The sequence below is a fragment of the Streptomyces sp. NPDC052721 genome (assembly GCF_040678315.1).
Classification (GTDB): Bacteria; Actinomycetota; Actinomycetes; order Streptomycetales; family Streptomycetaceae; genus Streptomyces.
In genome coordinates, this window is the sequence record NZ_JBFATL010000078.1 from 1 (window position 1) to 18209 (window position 18209).

Consider the following 18209-nt stretch of genomic DNA (forward strand, 5'->3'; position numbering starts at 1 on the left):
CTCGTACTGGATGTACTTGGGTCGGGGCCCGGTGCGGCGAGAGTGCGTGCATGGCGTCGCGCGGCAGACGGGAGTTTGACGACAGGGCCTAGGAGTCGGCGGCGTCGGCCTGGGCCATCAGCGGCGGTGAACACCCGCTCCCAGGTGCCCTCGACCCCACATCCGCAGCCGGTTGCAGACGCCTCTCCAGTCGCCGTACTTCTCCGGCAGGTGAACCCACCGCGTTCCGGCCTGGAACGTGAAGGCGATCGCGTCAGTCGCTGCGCGATGATCCCGCCACCGGCCGCCCCCCATCGAGCGCCGCGAGGAACACCTCGTCCTCGACGTAGATCTCCAGAGTGCTGATCAGGTTGTCGCTGATCCGCCAGATGTGGACCTCGCGAGAGTCGAAGGGACGGCCGTTGCCCCGCAGGGTGCCATGGGTGCGTCCCAGCTGGACCACTCTGTCTCCGGCCTGGTAAATGGCCTCGTGCTCCACCTGGCTGTTGAGGTGTGCGCTGACGGCGCCGAAGAAGTCTCGGAAGCCTGACAGCCCGCGGTAGGAGCCGCCCCACGGCAGCTTGTCGGACTGCCGGATGGTGATCTCCGGATGGACGAGCGCCACCGCGGCCGCTGCGTCCCCCGTGTTGATCGCCTCGTAGGCCGCACGCACCACTGCCACGTCATCGTGTCCCATCGATGCCTCTCTCCTTTGCCAGGTCCCGAACATGCCTGTTCCACGTCCGATGACATCCAGAGTTGTCGAGCCGCCCCCGCCCTGCTTCAGTCATTTGACTGCCGGCCACGACGCAGTGAACTCCTCGGAAGTGCACGGCGCCCGCCGAGCCGAGCATGCAGGAAGGGTCCCCCGGAACCGGCTTCAGCCGGAGTCGAGCCGACGTCGACCGGTGAGCGGGCGGGTCCTGATGTGCGGCCGGTGGAGGTGGTGTGCGGCGTAGCGTTCGATGACCAGGAGGACGGCGTCGTCTCCGGGTTCGTCGCCGATGTGATCCAGCAGATCGTGGTGGATGCCGCGGACCAGGGCTTCAGGCCCGGACGTGGGGACGGAGACGGCGCGCTCGGTGAGGGGGTAGAAGGCTCCGTCGGGTGAGCGGGCTTCGACGACGCCGTCGGTGTAGAGCAGCAACATGTCGCCGTCCTCGAACGAGAAAGGGTCGGGGTGGTGGCTGGGGGCGGGCAGTTCGCACACACCCAAGGGAGGGACGGGACGTCGTGCGTGCAGGGCGGTGACCCGGTGATCGTGCAGCAGCAGGGGCGAGGGGTGGCCGAAGTTGACCATCTCCGCCTGTGACCCGTGGTCGGGGATGTCGAGCAGCAGAGCGGTGATGAAGTGCTCGCCCGGGTCGTGCTCGGTGTCTGCCACGTCCTCCAGGCTTTTGCAGACGCTGACCTCCAGAGCCGCGGCGAGTTGGGGCAGGGTGGCGTAGCGGTGCGCGCCCTCGCGGAACGCGCCCAGTACCATCGATGCCTCGCCGATGGCGGCCAGTCCCTTGCCCCGGACGTCACCGATGATCACCCGGGTGCCGCGGTCGGAGCGCGCGATCGCGAACAGGTCGCCGCCGATTCGTGTCTCGTCCTCGGCTGCCAGGTACCGCCAGGCCACCCGCAGCGGCCCGATCCGGCGGGGTGGTGGCCGCAGCAGCACGAGCTGCGCCGTCTCGGCCACTGACCGCGCCCGGTTCAGTTCCCGGCTGCGCCGCTCGCGCACGTGGCAGACGAAGACGACCAAGGCGGACAGCACGGTCAGGGCGATGGTCTGCGAGAGATGGTTGGGCGTGGTCAGCCCGTCGTGGAGCATCCCGATGAGCACCTGGGCGGCCACAGCCAGCGCCCCCACGAGGGCGGTCAGTCGCGGGCCGGCCAGGGACGCGGTGAGCGCCGGCGCAACCACCAGCAAGGGACCCAGATGAACGTCCGGCGGGGATTGGATATCCACCACAGTGATCACGACGATCAGCGCAAGGGGGATCGCCACCAGCCTGCGGCCCAGCTGCTGCTCCGGGAGGCGGTCCACCGGCACACGCCCCGCACCCATACATATCGGTATACACCTTGTTGCAGCGCACATCCCTCGGCGAGGCTTCGCCCGGCACCGGCACAGCACCGCATACCGGGCTGCTCGACGCCTTCGGCGGCCACCACTGAACGCCGCACGATCACGTGTGTCCGAGGGCTGTAGTCGGCCCGTGGGACGCAAGATCGCCGGCCGGCCGGGCAGGCTGAGCGGGGCTGTGGGGGACCGATGGCCGGGCCGCTGCCGGGGCCGGGTGCACCAGCGAGGGGTCTCACGCGCAGAGCGTCCCGGGGGAACGCGCCGTGGCCGGCACCTTGCGGTGAGGGCCGGCCGTGCCCGCGTACCTCGGTGTCCGGCCCAGCTCTCCCCATCGGGGTCGCTCTCGGCGGCGTACCGACGGATCACCCGGCCGTTCTCGGCGACGATCCACACGGCGGAGCCGCCGGAGCCGGGTCGCCGACGAGCAGATCGAAGGGGCCGGAGACGGGTCGCCGGCCGCCCGGCTCCGGGGCGATGAGGGCCCGCCTCACGAGGCGGTCGGCGCCGTCCTTCTGGAGTGTCCGGATCGCCCGGCAGCCGCCGTGGTGTCGGCTGGGTCCAGTGCGGCGAGCCGCTTGAGCAGGCGCGTGTACGCTTCCCGCTCCGGTGGCCGCGGCTCTGCGCAGGCTCAGGACGGCACAGGGGTGCTGACCGGCCATCCGCGTCGGTCATCACCATCGTCAGCACCGGGGCGACCCGCGAGGCGATCATGCTCCGGTCCGTCACCGGTTTGAGTCACGTGACGGAAGCCACCCGTTCTGATGTCCCGCATCCTGAACCGGAACCACACGCCCGCAAGGAGTCCACGGGGGCACGGGGCCAGGGCCGGTCGAGCACCGCCCTCATCGCAAGGAGTGATGGACTGATGAGCACCATGCGCGCTGTTCGAGCCCACAAGCGGGGCGGTCCGGAGCAACTGGTGTGCGAAAGCGCGCCCCGTCCCGAGCCGGCCGCGGGTGACGTACTTGTGTCCGTGCGCGCGGCCTCCATTACCAACGGGGAGCTTGCCTGGGACGCCACATGGACCGACAGCTTCGACGGGACCGGCCGTGACCGTACGCCGGTCGTTCCCTCGCACGAGGTCAGCGGCGTCGTCGCCGAACTCGGTTCGGCGGTGACCGGTCTCGCCGTGGGTGACGAGGTGTACGGGCTGATCCCGTTCACGCGTGACGGAGCCGCTGCCGAGTACGTCACCGTCCCTGCGGAGGCGCTGGCCGTCAAGCCGTCCCGGCTGGATCACGCCGACGCGGCGGCCGTCCCCCTGGCGGCGCTCACGGCCTGGCAGGCCCTGGTGGGTCATGCCTCGCTGACGGCCGGGCAGCACGTCCTGGTCCACGGAGGCGCTGGGGGTGTCGGCTCCTTCGCCGTGCAGATCGCCGTGGCGCTCGGCGCGCGAGTGACGGCAACGGCTGCCGCACGAGACCGGGAATTCGTCGCGGGGCTCGGCGCGGACCGGGTCCTCGACTACGCCGGCGACCGCTTCGAGGACCATGTGGACGGCGCCGACGTTGTGCTGGACACGGTCGGCGGCGACACCCTGGCCCGCTCGTGGGCGGTTCTCCGCCCGGGCGGGACGTTGATCAGCATCGTGCAGCCGCCCCGTCCGGATGACGCCGAATCGCACGGAGCACGCGGGGTGTTCTTCGTCGTCGAGCCGGACCGTACCGGTCTGGAGGCCGTCACCGAGCTGATCGACAGCGGTCGCCTCACCCCGGTCGTGGACCGTGTCGTCCCCCTGTCCGAGACACGCGCCGCCTACGAGGCCCTGCGGTCGGAGCATCCCCGCGGGAAGATCGTGATCCGGGTGAGCGAGGGCAACGGCGCCGCCTGAATCGGGAGGTCGTGGGTCACCGGGTCGATCGCCCGGTGGCCCATGACGCATGCGACCGACGACGCATCCGTCACCGATCGCCAAGGAAGCTCGCACCGCCGTCGCAGACGTCCACCGCACAGCTGGGCCACAGGCGCTGATCGCCTCGCCGCGGTCCTGCGACGGGTTGACCACCGCGCATCCGCCCCGCGGGCGGCACACCGCGTCGGACCCCGACCGCCTGCGGACGGACGGATGCCCGTCCGATCCCGCCCGGTCGCGTGATCACCTGCTGGGTCCGCCGCTCAAGGCGGCCCTGTGCGCGCCCCGCCCCCCACGGGCCGGAGTCGAGGTACGCCGAGGCCTGCCGGTCGCCGCCCTCCCCCAGCCGTACGGCCATCGGCTCACCGACTTGCGTGCCCGTCGGCGATCTCCGCGCGTACACCGATCCCTACCGGCTCTGCCATGCCACGCGAACGGCTCGAACAAGCCGCCGCGAGATCCTCGCGGCCACACCGGGCCGCCGCCGGCTTCCCGAAGACTTTCGGCGGACAGGAGGCCGAAGCCACGTCTGCGTCCGCTCCCCGGGCAAGGGGAGCGGACGCAGACAGTCCGAGGGACGGGTCAGAGGGTCTTGATGAGGCCGCCGTCGATGGTGAAGTCGGCGCCGGTGATGTTGGCGGTGCGATCGCTGGCGAGCATCAGGACGAGGTCGGCGACCTCGTCGGGCCTGGTGAAGCGACCGGTTGCGAAGCCCCCCAGGCTGTTGATCGCCTGGTCCACGGCTTCCTGCGGCTCGACGCCCATGGCGGCCGCGATGGTCTCGGCCATGCCCCCGGGACCGATCCACAGGTCGGTGCTCACCGGACCGGGCGCGACGGTGTTGACGCGTACGCCCTGCGGTGACACTTCCTTGGACAGAGCCTTGGAGAAGTTGGTCAGGGCGGCCTTGGACGCCGTGTAGTCGATGACGCCGGGATCGGGCAGGAAGGCGTTGACCGAGCTGATCGTGACGATCGACCCCCGTGAGGCGAGCAGCGCGGGAAGAGCCGCGCGGGAGGCGCGCACCGCGCTCAGCAGGTTGACGGTCAGGGTCTCCAGCCACTGTTCGTCGGTGACGGAGGCGAAGCCGCCGAGGCGCGGCTGGGCCTTGCCCACGTTGTTGACCAGGACGTCGATGCCGTTGAACCGCTCCACCGCGGTCTCGATGAGCGTCTCCACGCCGGCCGCGGTCGCCAGGTCGGCGGTCACCGGGACCACACTTCCGGTGACCGCCAGTTCGTCGAGTTCCGGACTGTTGGTGCGGGCGCCGGCCACGACGCGCGCGCCTTCCCCGACGAAGGCCCGGGTGACGGCCAGTCCGATGCCGCGGCTCGCGCCGGTGACGACGACGGTCTTGCCCTTGAGGTGCAGGTCCATGATGGTGCTCCTTGTTGTCCGATGTGCGGGGTGGTCCGCAGAAGCGGGGGACGGACGGGGCGATGCCGAGGGTTCAGAAGCCGGCCGTGGCGGACCGGCCGGTGATGCCCTGGCGCGCCAGCCAGCCCAGCGCGCAGTCGGCGACGGCCCGTCGGCCCTGGTCGATGACCAGCGAATGACCGCGGTCCGGGAACTGCTTGAGGTCGGTGGTCGCGGTCGAGTCGCCGTACAACTTGTAGGCGGCGCGGGTGACGACGTCCGGCACGGTGTGATCGCGCTGGCCGGACATCAGCAACAGAGGGCCACGGTGGCTGTTGCCGGTGTCGACGGCGGCCGGTGACCTGCGGGAGAAGTTGGCGAACGCCGCTTCGAACAGCGGCCGGCCGGGGGAGGGGATGGCGTACGCCTCGTACAGGGCGTCGGACTCCTCCGGGGGGATGGCGTTGCCGAACGCGTAGCGGAACTGCGCCGCCGTGAGGGAGACCGCCCGGGAACGGTTGGCCGGGTTGCGCAGAACGGGGGAGGCGGAGCGCAACTGTGTGAACGGCAGGGGCTTGACGCCCTTGACCGGCGCGGGGTCGATCGCCACAGCGGCTCGCCCCAGTCCGAGACCGAGCAGCTTCTGGGCGATCAGACCGCCGAACGAGTGCCCGATGAGCACGGGCTCGGCAGGCAGCGCCCTGATGACGGCTGCGTAGTGCTCGGTGACATCGGCGATGCCTGCTCCCGCCACGGCTTGCGGATGCGACCGCGCGTCGGTCGGGCTGGCCGGTTCGCCGGGCCAGCCGGGGGCGAGGGGCGCGAACCCTTCGGCGTCCAGCAGCTCCATCCAGGGGTGCCAGGAGGACGAGTGCAGCCACAGCCCGTGGATCAGGACGACGGGGGTGCGCTGGTCCGTCATGAGAGCCTCCTTGGGACGCAGGACCGCCTGATGCGGCCTCCTCGTGGTGCTCTCCAAGGTGCCGTCAGCGTCATCCCGGTCGGCTCAGTCAGATGACGCAAACCGTGAGGTTGGGCCATGACTGAGGGATCATGGGCGGGTGTGCCCACGGCTTCCGTGTGCCACCGGCGGGTGCGAGGAGTGGTGGGCAGGAGGGTGCCGGGCCAGGTCAGCCCTCGTCGGGCGGGACGGCACCGGCGTCGAGGGCGTCCCGGAGTGCGGCGCGGCTGGTGATCCCCAGTTTAGGGAAGATGCGGTACAGGTGGGAGCTGACCGTACGGGGTGACAGGAACAGCTTCGCGCCGATCTCCTTGTTCGTCAGTCCGGTTGCCGCGAGCTGTGCGATCTGCCGCTCCTGCACGGTCAGCGACTGCCATCCGCCGCTCCGCGTGCCGATGCCGGCCCCGGCGGCCGTGAGCTCCGCACGGGCCCGTTCGGCCCAGGGATGGCCGCCGAGGTCGGTGAGGATCCGCAGGGCCTCCTCCAGTTGCTCGCGCGCGGCTCTCGTTTCATGGTCGCGGCGCAGCCGCTCCCCGTAGGCGAGGCGGATGCGGGCGGCCTCGAACGGGAACAGAGCCGCACCCGGCAGTGCGAGGGCCTGCTCGTACAGAGCGGATGCGTGCTCCTGCGCCGTCATGGCCTGTGCCGCCGCCGTGACGAGCGCCAGTCGGGGGGAGAGAGCGGGCAGCCCGGCGGCGAGGGCCGCCTGCGTGTGGCGGCGGGCCTCTTCGAGGTGTCCGCTGCGTACGGCCGCGTCGACGAAGTCCAGCAGGGTGCGCGGCGCCTGCTGGGAGTGGGGAGCGAACCCGCCGGGTGCGGTGATGGCGGTCGCGAAGCCGTACGCGGTCGCATGGTCCGAGCGAGCCAGTGCCGCCACCACGCCGACGGCGTTCGCGTACTGGGTCAGGTACCCGATTCCGCGTGGCCCGGCCCAGGCCTCCACCGCCCTGCGATGACCGTCCGCGGAGTCGGTGTCGCCGCGGTAGGCGGCGAGCATCGCGAGAAACGCGCGGAACTGGTGGGCGAAGAGCGCGTAGCCGTGGCGGGAGGTCAGTTCCAGACCACGGCGGCCCGTCCGCTCGGCCTCGGCCCAGCGGCCCGCCCCCATGTGGTCCAGCATCTGGAGCTGGAGCAACGTCATGGCGTTTCCGGCGGCGCCCGCATCCCGCTCCCGGGCAACGAGGCGGGCCAGCAGGGTGCGGAACTCGTCGAGTGCATCCAGGTAGTAGGCGGTGACCAGCAGCCGCATGGCATCCCACGGCCGCTCGGCGGTGGTGCGGACGAACTCCTGCCGCAGTCGTTCCACACCGCCCGCGCCCCGGCGGACGACGTCGCCCCACGTGTCGCGGTACAGACGGCTGGCGGAACCTTCGGGATCGGCAGGGTCGCAGAACCGGTCCACACACGACTCGGTGATCGACCAGGTCGTGGTGTCGGCCGCGAAGAGGGAGATCACCAGCAGCAGATTGATCAGTCGCTCCACCGCGGACTTGTCCCGCACGGGGTCGAGCCGTTCCAAGGTGGCGACGACCTTCCGATGCGTGGTGCGTACTTCGCCGTCCCGGTACAGGGCCGCGTAGCTCTCGGTGATGATCGTGCCGGTCTCCGCCGTACCCCCGTCCGCGATCTCCGACAGCTCTTGTGCCCGTTCGAGCTGGGCCGACTGCCCGGCGACGAAGGCCGCCTCCGCCAGTCGCCGGGAGCGCTGGTCCGGTCTCTCGCTGAGCTGCGCGGACCGCTCCAGCCAGTTCACCGCGACCGAGGAGGCTCCTCGCCTGGTCGCTGCCTCGGCAGCACGTTCCAGCAGCGCGGCGACCTTCTCGTCGGGGTCCACTGTCGCCTCGGCGAGGTGGCGCGCCCGCCGCTCCTGGTCGTCCGGATACAGCTCGGCGAGTTCGGCGTGCGCCGCCCGTCGGCGGTTGGGCGTGGCGAGCTGGACGACCGCGGAACGTACGAGCGGGTGCCGGAAACCGAGCTGGCCGGTGACCGGGTTGACCAGCAGGAGTCCGCGGCCGATGGCCTCGTCGACGTCTCCCAGCCGCCGTTCCAGTGCCGGACGGCGGGGCCCGGTCACGGAGGACAGGCCGTCGAGGGCCGCGAGCAACAGAGCCTGCTGTGTGGAAGGCGCCAGTTCGGAGATCCGGTGCCGGTACAGGTTCTCCAAGCGACGCGTGAGGGGCAGCGGAGACGCCTGCTCGACCGGGGAAGCAGGCACGCGCCCGGCCGTCTTCGGGAGCTCGACGAGGGCGAGCGGGTTGCCCTCGGCCCAGTGCAGCACGCGCTCACGGGCGTGCGGGTCCAGATGGCCGCCGGTGCGCTCCAGCAGCGCCGCCGCCTCCTGGCCGCCCAGTGGTCCGACCTCGATCTCCTCCAGCGCGATGTCGTCGAACGCGGACGGTACGTCCGCCCGTACGGTGATGACGCCCCGACCGCCGACTGCCCCGGCTCGGCGCATCACGAAGGCGCAGACGCGGGCACTCTCGCCGTCGAACCAGTGCGCGTCGTCGACCGCGAAGAACAGGTGACGGTCGTCCGCCGCCGCGGCGATGAGCGAGAGCATCGCGCCGGCGACCTCCGTCACGCCCGGAGCCGAGCCGGCGCGCAGACCCGTGACCTGTTCCAGGACCGACCGTGATGCGTCGGGCAAGCGGGCGCCGTAGGAGAGAAGCGGTATGAGGAGTTGGTGCAGACCCGCGAACGGGAGTGCGGACTCCGCCTCGACACCGGAAGCGCTCACGACCCGCAGTCCCGCCTCGCCGGCCAGGGCCACGGTGGCCTGGAGCAGCGCGCTCTTGCCCGTGCCCGCTTCACCGCGCAGCACGGCGAACGCGGAGTGCGGGGGAGCCGCCAGTACCTGCTGCAACCGCGCGAGCTCCTGCTGCCGCCCGATGAGCCGATCCTCCTCCTTCGTCACCTGACCCGTCCCTCTCCGGATTCGCCCTGGCCACCTGCGGACACACCGTCATCGCCGGTGGTGAGGACACGTTAGCGCGGGACGGGGCCGCGGCTGTACGACGGCCTGCGGTGATCGGGCCGCGCACCACGGGGCCTCGCCCTCACGCACGGCCCGGCCCGGCACGAGATGACGTGCGGCCATCACCGGCTACGCGACAGAGCCCTTCACCGCACGGCGCCGGCGCCGAGCGGGGGTATGGCGGGGACCTCGGGAGCGTTGTCGATGTCGGCCGCGGTCAGGCGGAACTCATGCGGGTAGTGGGCCCGGGTCGTCCGTCGGGGCGGCTCGGTGGTGCGCCATGTGTACAGGCATCGCCGGCACTGCAGCACGTCCCAGACGCCGGGAACGGGCGAGGTGGCGAGTGTGGCGATGGTCTCGGTGTCACAGCGGGGGCAGCTCATGGGGTGTCCTGGTGGTCGAAGGGCGGTCAGCGGGCGGCGATCAGCCGCTGCAGGCGGCCGATCCACTCCTTCGTTTCGGGCAAGTCCTTCACCGGGGTGCTGAAGTGACCCCGGTCGTCCGGAGCGACCGGCGTGGTGGCGTCGATGATCAGTTTGTTGGTGATGCCCGGGGGCTGGGAGCCCGGGTCGAGTTCCATCACCGACAGGTTCGGCAGGTTCACGATGTCGCCGGCCGGGTTCACCTTCGTCGACAGGGCCCACATCACCTGGGGCAGGTCGAAGGGGTCCACGTCCTCGTCCACGACGATGACGGTCTTGGCGTAGCCGAGTCCGTGCGGCGTGGTCATGGCCCGCATGGCGACGGCCTTGGCGAAACCGCCGTACCGCTTGGCGGTGGAGATGACCAGCAGCAGTCCGTGGGTGGACATCGCGTTGACCGCCTGTACCTCGGGGAACTCCGCGCGCAGTTGCTTCAGCAGCGGCACACAGGTGTTGGGGCCGACCAGGTAGTCGATCTCGGTCGTCGGCATCCCGAGGTAGAGCGACTCGAAGACGGGGTCCGTGCGGTAGGAGATGCGGTCGACGCGGATCACGGGCATCCGGCGGCCACCGGAGTAGTGGCCGGTGAACTCCCCGAAGGGACCCTCGATCTGGCGCTCGCGCCCCTTGATGACGCCCTCGATGACCACCTCGGAGCCCCACGGCACGTCGAAGCCGGTCAGTGGCGCGGTGGCGATCGGGGCGGGGGCGCCGCGCAGGGCGCCTGCCATCTCGTACTCGCTCTGGTCGTAGGCCATCGGCATGCCGGCGACGATCGAGATGACGGGGTCGTTGCCCAGGGTGATGGCGATGGGGAGGTCCTCGCCGCGTTCCTCGGCCCTGCGCAGGTGCAGGGCGACGTCGTGCGCGGGGACGGGCTGAACGGCCAGGCGGTCGGCGGCGATGACCTCGATGCGGTAGACGCCGACGTTCTGCTTGCCGAAGTTGCCCGGGTCCTCCGGGTCGCGGGAGACCACGGCGGCCTTGTCGAGGTAGAAGCCGCCGTCGCCGTCATTGAGGCGGAACAGCGGAAGCACCTTGAACAGGTCGACGTCGTCGCCCTGCAGAGTGTTCTGCGACCAGGGTGCGTCGCTGCGACGCTCCGGGGCCACCGGGAAGGCGTCCCAGCGGCGCGCGAACTCCTCGACCTGCTCCCTGAGCGGGGTGTCGGCGGGCAGGCCCAGGGCGAGCGCGTGGTTGCGCCAGGAACCGTGGACGTTCAGCGCGATACGGGCGTCGGTGAAGCCGGTGACGTTGTCGAAGTACAGGGCGGGGGCGCCCTCGCCGATGCGTCCGGCGGCGTTGGCGGCGGCGGCGAGGTCCGGCTCGGGGGCGACCTCGTCGGTGATGTGGAGCAACTGCCCATTCGTGTCCAGTTCTTGGAGGAATGCGCGCAGATCGTCGTAGGCCATGGGGGTTGTTCCTCTACTTGCGGTGTGTGCGCTGCGAGGCGGTCGCGGGTGTCCCCGCGGCATTCAGGCCGCCCCAGCGCCGGGCCCCGGGGGCGGAGAGACCGAACTGGTCGAGGACGCGGGCCACGATGTGGTCGACGACGTCGTCGATGGTCTCGGGGCCGTTGTAGAAGGCGGGCATGGGCGGGACCATCACCGCGCCCATCCGGGACAGGGCGAGCATGTTCTCCAGGTGGATCTCGTTGAACGGGGTCTCGCGCGGCACGAGCACGAGCTTGCGCCGTTCCTTGAGCACGACGTCGGCGGCGCGTCCCACCAGGCCGTCCGCGTAGCCCGCCCGGATCCCGGCGAGGGTCTTCATGCTGCACGGGATCACGACCATCCCGTCGGTCCGGAAGGAGCCGGAGGAGATCGTCGCCGCCTGATCCCCCGGCCCGTGGACCACGTCGGCGAGCTTCGCCACCTCGCGGACCGAGAAAGCGGTCTCCAGTTCGATGGTGGTGCGTGCCCATCGGCTCAGCACCAGATGGGTCTCCACGTTCTCCATGTCGCGCAGGACCTCCAGAAGGCGTACCCCGAGGGGTGCGCCGGTGGCACCGGTCATTCCGATGATCAGCCGCATGGACGGACACCTCACAGGTTCGCCAACGTAACGTTAGTCAGCATACTATTCGTGTACGAACTATTCGTCCACTGCCTATCATGGAGGCATGCGCGATCACCAAGTGCCCTCCCCGCTCGCCGGCGCCGAGCTGTACCGGCACACCTTCCACCTGATGCGGCGCGTGTTGCAGGAGCACGGCGCGCACTGGCAGGCCCGGGTGCCACAGCTCACCAAGCCGCAGTACGCGGTCCTGTACGCGGTCCGGGAATGGCCCGGCATCGAGCAGTCGGCCGTGGCCGGAGCGGCAGGGATCGACAAGGCGACCCTCGCCGCGGTTCTGCTGCGGCTGGAACAGCGTGGTCTGATCACCCGGACCGTGGATCCGGCCGACCGGCGCCGCCGGCTGATCGAGCTCACCGACGCGGGACTGGAGGAGGTGCGCCGGACGGCTCCGGTCGCCGACCGCATCTCCCGGCAACTGCTCGACCGTCTCACCCCCGACGAGCGGGAGCAGCTGCAGGCACTGCTGGCCAAACTCAGTGCCGAGCAGTGAGCCCGAGCCCGCACGCAGCAATCCGTCCGGCTCGACGAACAGCTCGAAGTGGTCGCTTGCCGCCGACGCCGATGGGTGAGCCGGTCGACTGAGAGGGGTTGCCGACTGTCGCGCTGGCGGGGGATGTGAGTGTGAGCCAGGCTTGGAAGGGGGCAGAGCCTGCTCACGCCGTGGGTGAGGTGGAACCGGCCGTGTGACGGCCTCTCCGCCGGGCCCGGCCCGGCAGATGCCGGCGAGGCCACGTGCAGCCGGGGGTCACCCGGTGTGAGGAGCCGCCCGTCATCATCTGCCCCAGCCGCACGGGTCGACGACCGTGCGGCTCCGCATCACCGTCCACCAAGGAGCCCTTGCCGTGAGAATCGCAGTCATCGGTGGTACCGGGTTCGTCGGGTCCCGACTCGTGGACAGGCTGAGAGCCAACCACCACGAGGCCGTCGCGCACGGCAGATCCAGCGGTCTCGACCTCCTGACAGGAGAGGGGCTGCGGGACGCGCTGGTGGCGGCTGACGTCGTGGTCGACACCATCGACGCGCCCAGCTTCGACGAGAAGGCGATCCCTTTCTTCCGCACGACCACGGCCAATCTCCTGCGGGCTGCCGAGCAGGCGGGAGTCGGCCACATCGTCCTGCTGTCGATCGTCGGTATCGACCGCGTCCCCGATGTCGACTACTACAACGCCAAGGTCGTGCAGGAGGCTCTCGTACGGGAAGGCCCCATTCCGTATTCGATCGTGCGCGCCACCCAGTTCATGGAGTTCATCGACAAGATCGTGGACTGGACCAGCGACAGCGACAGCGTGCGCCTTCCCACCACCCGGCTGCAGCCGATCGCGGTCGGAGAGGTCGTCGACACGCTCGCCCGCGTCGCCACCGGGCCCCCGCTCAACGACACGCTCAGCGTCGCCGGCCCCGATGTCTTCCCGCTCGACGAACTCGGCCGGCTGACCCTCCGAGCCCGCCACGACCGGCGCAGCGTCGTCACCGACGAGTCCGCGGGCCTGTTCTCCGCCGTCCCCTCGGACGCGATCGTCGCTCCGTCCGGAGCGACGATCGGCCGCGTTCACTACCTGGACTGGGTCGCCTGACCTGACACCGAACAGCCGCCCGCCCCGGGGTTCGGCCTGCGTTCCTCCGCGGACGAACCGGAACGTCTGCCCCGGCCGGAAGGGGCCAGATGGCACGCCAGGTCGACAAGAAGGCCGACGACCACGGCGCCGACGGCGATCGCGAACAGGAGACGGTGGTTTCCGCCACTCCGGTCGAAAAGGTAGGAGAAGCCGTAGGAGGAAAGGGCGAGGAAGAGGGCGGAGACGATGGTGGCCTTCCCCCAGGCGGCTGCCCGGGACTCCGGGCGGTCGGGCACGAGTTGGTGCACGCGCCCGAGGAACACAGGGACGATTCCGGACGGGAAGGAACCGATGACCACGCTGAGCAGCACGGTCACGAGCAGTCCGTGCACCGTGCACAGCGCCCCGAGTACGGTGACCTGGACAGCGGCGGCGATGCGCAGCGCGACCGCGTAGCCGACCCGGTCCGCGAGAAGCCCGTACGCGGTGGGACCGAGGATGGCCCCGAGGCCGTAGACGATCCAGACGAGGGAGCCCCGGCCTGAACCCTGGCCGAGGCCGCGTGAGACGAAGTCCACGAGGAACTCCATGGCCGGGACCAGGCTCACGCACAGCAGGGCGTACTCGCCGAGGGCCAGGTTCAGCTTGAGGGAACCCCGCTCCTTGGGTGCGGGCCCCTGCGGGCGAGCCGTCCGGGAGGCGACGAGGTCCGTCCGGGCCGGTGTCGGCCAGCCGCGCCAACTGAGGGCCGTGAGGACGGCGCACAGGACCGCGAGCCCGATCCAGGTCGCGCGAAGTCCCCTTTCCAGCAGGAGCGGGATCAGCGTGCCTGTCGCCGCGATGCCGAGACCCAAGCCGATGAAGACGGCACCGCCGGCCAGGCCGCGCCGACGGTCCGGCAGGTACGGCAGGACCGCGCCTGCCACCCGGACCATGATGACGCCCCCGGCCAGGCCCGAAGCCAGGCGCCAGAGGAAGAACCATGCCACCGACACCGGAACGCAGCAGGCCAGGATGGACACCGTCGCCAGAACCATCGACCAGCGCAGTGCCCGGGGGTCTCCCAGCCGGCGTCCGACCGGGCGGGCGGCGAGCGCGCCCATCAGGTATCCCGCGAGGTTGGCGGCGCCCAGGTACGCGACCGCCGTCTGGGAGAACCAGTGGTCGCGGATGAGCTCGGGCAGCAGTGGGGTGTAGACGAAGCGGGCCAGGCCGATGCCGACGAAGCTCGCGCTGGCACCCGCAGAGATCGCCCGCCAGGGCGGGAGCTGTCGTGCAGGGGAGATGGTCATGCGGGAGAGTCCGGCTTTCTGAGAGCGGGGCGGCTCCTGCGAGAGGCGGGGGCCGCACGGTTGCCATCTTTGACAACCTCGTCATGTTTGACAGCGTTGCAAACTTTGACGGCCACGTCAAAGATGGCTACCTTGGGGTGCATGGCAGGCCGACGTCAGTTCGACGAGAAGCAGGCGCTGGAACACGTCCTCGATGTCTTCTGGCGCCAGGGTTACGGCGCCACCTCGATGGCGGACCTGGCAGCCGCGGCGGGCGTTCAGCGTGGATCGCTGTACAACGCGTACCGCGACAAGGAGTCGCTGTTCCTGCGCGTTTTCGAGGGCTATCGGGATGCCTTCCTCGCTGACGCCGCCGCGCGACTCGCCCACCCCGACCTACGGCAGGCCCTGCTGGACTTCTTCGACTTCACCGTCGAGTCCATGACCGCGGGCGTCCCCGCTCGTGGCTGCCTGACGACCAAGACGGCCACCGATACCCGGGCCGAAACGGAGCCGATCCGGGCCGCGCTGCGCGGCATGCTGGACGGTCTGGAACGGGTCCTGACCGAGCGGCTTTCCCAGGACGACGCGGCCGGCCGGCTGGCGGCCCCGCCGGCCGAGGCGGCACGGGTCCTGGTCACCATGACCCGTGGGAACGTCGTCATGCAGAGCGTGCACCAGGATCCGTCCCGGCTGAAGGCCGTGGCCACAACCCTGGTCGACATGATCGTCCGCTCCGGCTGAAGGATCCCTCCGCCGCATCCGATGACCGGCGCCGCGAGCTGCCCCCGGCACCCCTCCGGCCTCTCTCGTGCGGCCGGCCGAGCTGTCACGGGGGTGCCGGCCGGCCGCCGGTGCGCCGAGGCCGGAGTCGCCACGCGGTTCTTCCAGGGTCGCGCCGGGGCGGTGTCGCGTATCCGCCGGCACGATCATCCCCCTGCCGTACTCCACGGCGTTGATCGCGGCCGGAGTGCCGCCCTCGGCGGCTGGCCGTAACGGTTCACGGCCGCTCCGATCCCGGGTGTTTTCCGGCCCCTCCGCTCGAAGAAGGCCGTCGCGTAGGTGAGGCTGATCCGCGTGCCCTCCAGCTCCGGGCGCTTCCAGCCGTCCCGTTCCAGCCAGTCCGAGACGCGGCTGGCTCGGCCCGTGGCAGCCACGACGAAGCCCACGCCTGCTCCTGCTCCGTGGTGTGGCGGACGTCCGTGACGGAACCACCGGAAAGGCAGGCTGGAGGTGAGCGGGACGGAGTCGTCCGTGGTGACGCCGCGGACACGGCCGGCGTACACCGCGGCGGCGAAGACTCAGCGGAACGCCGGAGCGGACGCCGGACGCGTCCGGGAGGGCGACGGTTTCCTCCCGCTCGACGACGGGTGGCCGCAACACCCTCCGACGCGTCGCGCGGGCAGCCCGGCGGCGACGGATTCCGGCGTACGCCGGACGGCGTTCAGGCGTCCGCTCCCGAGGGCTTTCCACGGTGGGCGACGTGGACGATGGCCGGCGCCGCGGCGATCTGGTCGAGGCTGAAGATGGCCCCGACGCAGAACAGCACCCAGACGCAGAGGATCGTCACACCTTCCCCGACTCCGTCGTTGTGGAAGTAGGCGAGCCCGTTGATGGCCCGTACCCCGACGCCGGCGGGCATCACCGAGGCCAGCGGCTGCAGCCAGCCCGGCAGGAAGGACGGGGGGAGGACCCCGCCGCTCGTCGCGTTGCCCATCACCAGCATGAAGATCGAGCCCAGCGGGACGCCGAGCGGGCCGAAGATCCGGATGAGCAGGACGGTTCCGGCCGCCACGGCCCCTGCCATGAGCGTGACGACGCCCGCGAGGGGGATGAAGGACCCCGGGATGGCGTCGAAGACCGTGCCCGCGATGAGCGTGGCGGCCAGGCCTCCCACGACCGCGAAGATCGCGAGACTGAGCACGCGTTGCGCGAAGGGCAGCCGCGGCGCCAGTTGGTAGGTCATCTGCCCGAACAGGAATCCCGCCAGGACGAGGCCGAAGGAGGCGTAGAAGACCGACAGGCCGCGGCTGTCCCCCTTCGACAGCGGGAGGATGTCCTGCACCTTGATCTTGCTGCCGTCAGGGGTGGCGGCCTGGCCGAGCGGTGTGACCATCGCCTTGACGGCCAGGCCGTTGGCGCCCGCGTACAGAAGACGGGGCGAACCGGAGGTGTCCAGGTAGGCCGCGTACGCGGTGCGGTGCTCGACCGCGGACGTGGCGGCGTCCGCGTCCCGGTAGCGCTCGACTTGAAACGCGTCGGGCGCCACGCGCTGCAGTCTCACGTCGAAGAGTGCCGCCGCCCGGTCCGAAGCGGCCACCGCGACCGGCAATCGGTGGGCCCTGGGCGTGTGGAAGGCGGCGAGGAAGACAGTGATGAACACCAGTCCGATGGTGAGCACGGTGACGACCGGGGCCAGCACCGCTTTGCGACCGGTCAAGCCGCGTCGGACCGGCGCCGCGTCGGTGTGCGCACCCGCGCGGTGCCGGGGCCGGCCCCGGCCCGGGCTCGTATCCGCCGTGAAGGTGTCTTGCTGCACGTGCGCATCTCCTGGTGAATCGCGGCACCCCAGGGAGTGGCGGGCGCCTCTCCGGCCACATGTCAGCAAGCGCTGACATGTCGATCGTAGGAGCATCCTCGGAGCCCGTCCGCGAACAGCTGGTACGAGGCTCCCTAGTACCAGCCCGCTCGGAGAACCGGCTCAGGAGCCGATCGACCTCGCAGTCGCGGCCATGCGGGGCGGCCGGCCGGCGACTAAGCCATGCCGTAGACCATGCCGCCCCTGTGATGCGACTCACGCGATCTGCCCACCTGGATGGCGTGCTGAGCAGCTGCATCCGCACAGTGAGGGCGTGGCACCCCGCGAGCCGGAGGCGGCCCGGACATGGCAGAGTCGCCGCCAGGAGCAGCCGCAGAAGGAGGGACGGTCCGTCGATGAGCGCCGAGAAGCCCGCGCGCCGAAGGGACTCGGCGCGTAGCAAAGAGCTGTTGGTGCGGGCCGCGGGCGAGTTGCTCGCCGAGCGCGGGTTCGAACGCACTACCGTGCGGGACATCGGTGAACGCGCGGGAGTGGACCAGGCTCTGATCGCCCGTTACTTCGGAAGCAAGGCTCAGCTCTTCATCGCCGTGCTGCGCGCCGAGAAGGGCGACGACGCGCCGTTGGACCTGTTCGACACCGAGCGGGTGCGGGAGCTGTTCGAGCGCATCGAGCAACGCGGTCCCGGCCCCATTTTCCAGGCCGCGGTCCAGCGCCCCCGCGATCCGGCGATCGAGAGCACCGCACGCGAGGAACTCCGGGTCCGTATGGTCGCTCCCCTGAAGGAGATCTTCGCGGGTCAGGGACTGGACCGGGCACAGTTGCGGGCCGAGGTGGCGACGGCCGCGTTCATCGGCGTGCTGATGGGACGCAGCGCCGGTGCGTTCGCAGAGTTGGCGGCGGCGGACCCGCAGGAACTGCTTCCCCTGGTGCAGCGCCTGCTGAGCCAGTGAGCAAGGATCCGCAGCGGGCAGCACCCGGCTCCTGCGCCGCGTCCGCCGCCTGTTCCCGGGTGGTGCGTCCTGCCTCCTCGCCCGAGGGCCCCACCGCGAGCCGGGCTAGGTCCTGTCGTCAAACTCCCGTCGTCCGCCCGGAGGGCGGGCCGCGCGGCGTCAGGTGCGTGCTCTCGGCGTGCCGGGCCCCGGCCCT

At 70.8% G+C, this 18209-nt stretch carries 16 protein-coding genes; 5 read left to right on the forward strand and 11 right to left on the reverse strand.

The window, feature by feature from the left end; genetic code table 11:
• Positions 1-117: 117 nt before the first annotated feature.
• From AB0L21_RS38475 to AB0L21_RS38485, 3 genes are all read right to left on the reverse strand, one after another.
• Complete coding sequence (locus tag AB0L21_RS38475; RefSeq protein WP_365707329.1) at positions 118-294, reverse strand: transposase; 177 nt, start codon at positions 292-294, stop codon at positions 118-120.
• Positions 254-676: a nuclear transport factor 2 family protein gene (locus tag AB0L21_RS38480; RefSeq protein WP_365788649.1), complete on the reverse strand. Its 423-nt coding sequence runs from the start codon at positions 674-676 to the stop codon at positions 254-256. Before AB0L21_RS38480 ends, AB0L21_RS38475 begins: the two co-directional genes overlap by 41 nt.
• Before the next feature lie 183 nt (positions 677-859).
• Positions 860-2035, reverse strand: a complete 1176-nt coding sequence (locus AB0L21_RS38485; RefSeq protein WP_365707325.1) for a PP2C family protein-serine/threonine phosphatase — start codon at positions 2033-2035, stop codon at positions 860-862.
• Between the two features lie 883 nt (positions 2036-2918).
• Between AB0L21_RS38485 and AB0L21_RS38490 the strand changes: the two genes are divergently transcribed.
• Positions 2919-3884: an NADP-dependent oxidoreductase gene (locus AB0L21_RS38490; protein ID WP_365788650.1), complete on the forward strand. Its 966-nt coding sequence runs from the start codon at positions 2919-2921 to the stop codon at positions 3882-3884.
• Between the two features lie 603 nt (positions 3885-4487).
• Here the strand turns inward: AB0L21_RS38490 and AB0L21_RS38495 are convergent.
• From AB0L21_RS38495 to AB0L21_RS38520, 6 genes are all read right to left on the reverse strand, one after another.
• The gene (locus AB0L21_RS38495; protein WP_365788651.1) at positions 4488-5282 is read right to left on the reverse strand and encodes an oxidoreductase; all 795 of its coding nucleotides are present in this window, start codon (positions 5280-5282) and stop codon (positions 4488-4490) included.
• A gap of 73 nt (positions 5283-5355) precedes the next feature.
• Positions 5356-6183, reverse strand: a complete 828-nt coding sequence (locus AB0L21_RS38500; RefSeq protein ID WP_365788652.1) for an alpha/beta fold hydrolase — start codon at positions 6181-6183, stop codon at positions 5356-5358.
• Positions 6184-6391: 208 nt separating this feature from the next.
• Positions 6392-9136, reverse strand: coding sequence for an AAA family ATPase (locus AB0L21_RS38505; protein ID WP_365788653.1), 2745 nt, complete (start codon positions 9134-9136; stop codon positions 6392-6394).
• 206 nt (positions 9137-9342) lie between these two features.
• Positions 9343-9579 (reverse strand): non-oxidative hydroxyarylic acid decarboxylases subunit D, encoded by a 237-nt coding sequence (locus tag AB0L21_RS38510; RefSeq protein WP_365707315.1) that lies wholly within the window; start codon positions 9577-9579, stop codon positions 9343-9345.
• A gap of 26 nt (positions 9580-9605) precedes the next feature.
• A complete protein-coding gene (locus tag AB0L21_RS38515) occupies positions 9606-11030 on the reverse strand; it encodes a non-oxidative hydroxyarylic acid decarboxylases subunit C (RefSeq protein ID WP_365788654.1) in 1425 nt (474 codons plus the stop codon).
• Between the two features lie 13 nt (positions 11031-11043).
• A complete protein-coding gene (locus tag AB0L21_RS38520; RefSeq protein WP_365707311.1) occupies positions 11044-11652 on the reverse strand; it encodes a non-oxidative hydroxyarylic acid decarboxylases subunit B in 609 nt (202 codons plus the stop codon).
• Between the two features lie 88 nt (positions 11653-11740).
• On the opposite strand from AB0L21_RS38520, the gene AB0L21_RS38525 reads away from it, so the two are divergent.
• Positions 11741-12187, forward strand: coding sequence for a MarR family transcriptional regulator (locus tag AB0L21_RS38525; protein ID WP_365707309.1), 447 nt, complete (start codon positions 11741-11743; stop codon positions 12185-12187).
• Between the two features lie 352 nt (positions 12188-12539).
• On the forward strand, positions 12540-13271 hold the full coding sequence (locus tag AB0L21_RS38530) for an SDR family oxidoreductase (protein ID WP_365788655.1): 732 nt from the start codon (positions 12540-12542) through the stop codon (positions 13269-13271).
• Here the strand turns inward: AB0L21_RS38530 and AB0L21_RS38535 are convergent.
• Positions 13250-14545, reverse strand: a complete 1296-nt coding sequence (locus tag AB0L21_RS38535; RefSeq protein ID WP_365788656.1) for a YbfB/YjiJ family MFS transporter — start codon at positions 14543-14545, stop codon at positions 13250-13252. The genes AB0L21_RS38530 and AB0L21_RS38535 overlap by 22 nt on opposite strands.
• 141 nt (positions 14546-14686) lie before the next feature.
• Here AB0L21_RS38535 and AB0L21_RS38540 point away from each other — a divergent pair, with 141 nt between their 5' ends.
• Positions 14687-15268 carry a TetR/AcrR family transcriptional regulator gene (locus tag AB0L21_RS38540; protein WP_365707303.1) on the forward strand — a complete coding sequence of 194 codons (582 nt, stop codon included), beginning with the start codon at positions 14687-14689 and terminating at the stop codon, positions 15266-15268.
• Between the two features lie 700 nt (positions 15269-15968).
• Here the strand turns inward: AB0L21_RS38540 and AB0L21_RS38545 are convergent.
• Entirely contained in the window at positions 15969-17063 is a 1095-nt protein-coding gene (locus tag AB0L21_RS38545; RefSeq protein ID WP_365707301.1) for an ABC transporter permease, read from the reverse strand.
• Between the two features lie 395 nt (positions 17064-17458).
• Between AB0L21_RS38545 and AB0L21_RS38550 the strand changes: the two genes are divergently transcribed.
• Positions 17459-18013: a TetR family transcriptional regulator gene (locus tag AB0L21_RS38550; protein ID WP_365788657.1), complete on the forward strand. Its 555-nt coding sequence runs from the start codon at positions 17459-17461 to the stop codon at positions 18011-18013.
• The last annotated feature ends 196 nt before the right edge of the window (positions 18014-18209 follow it).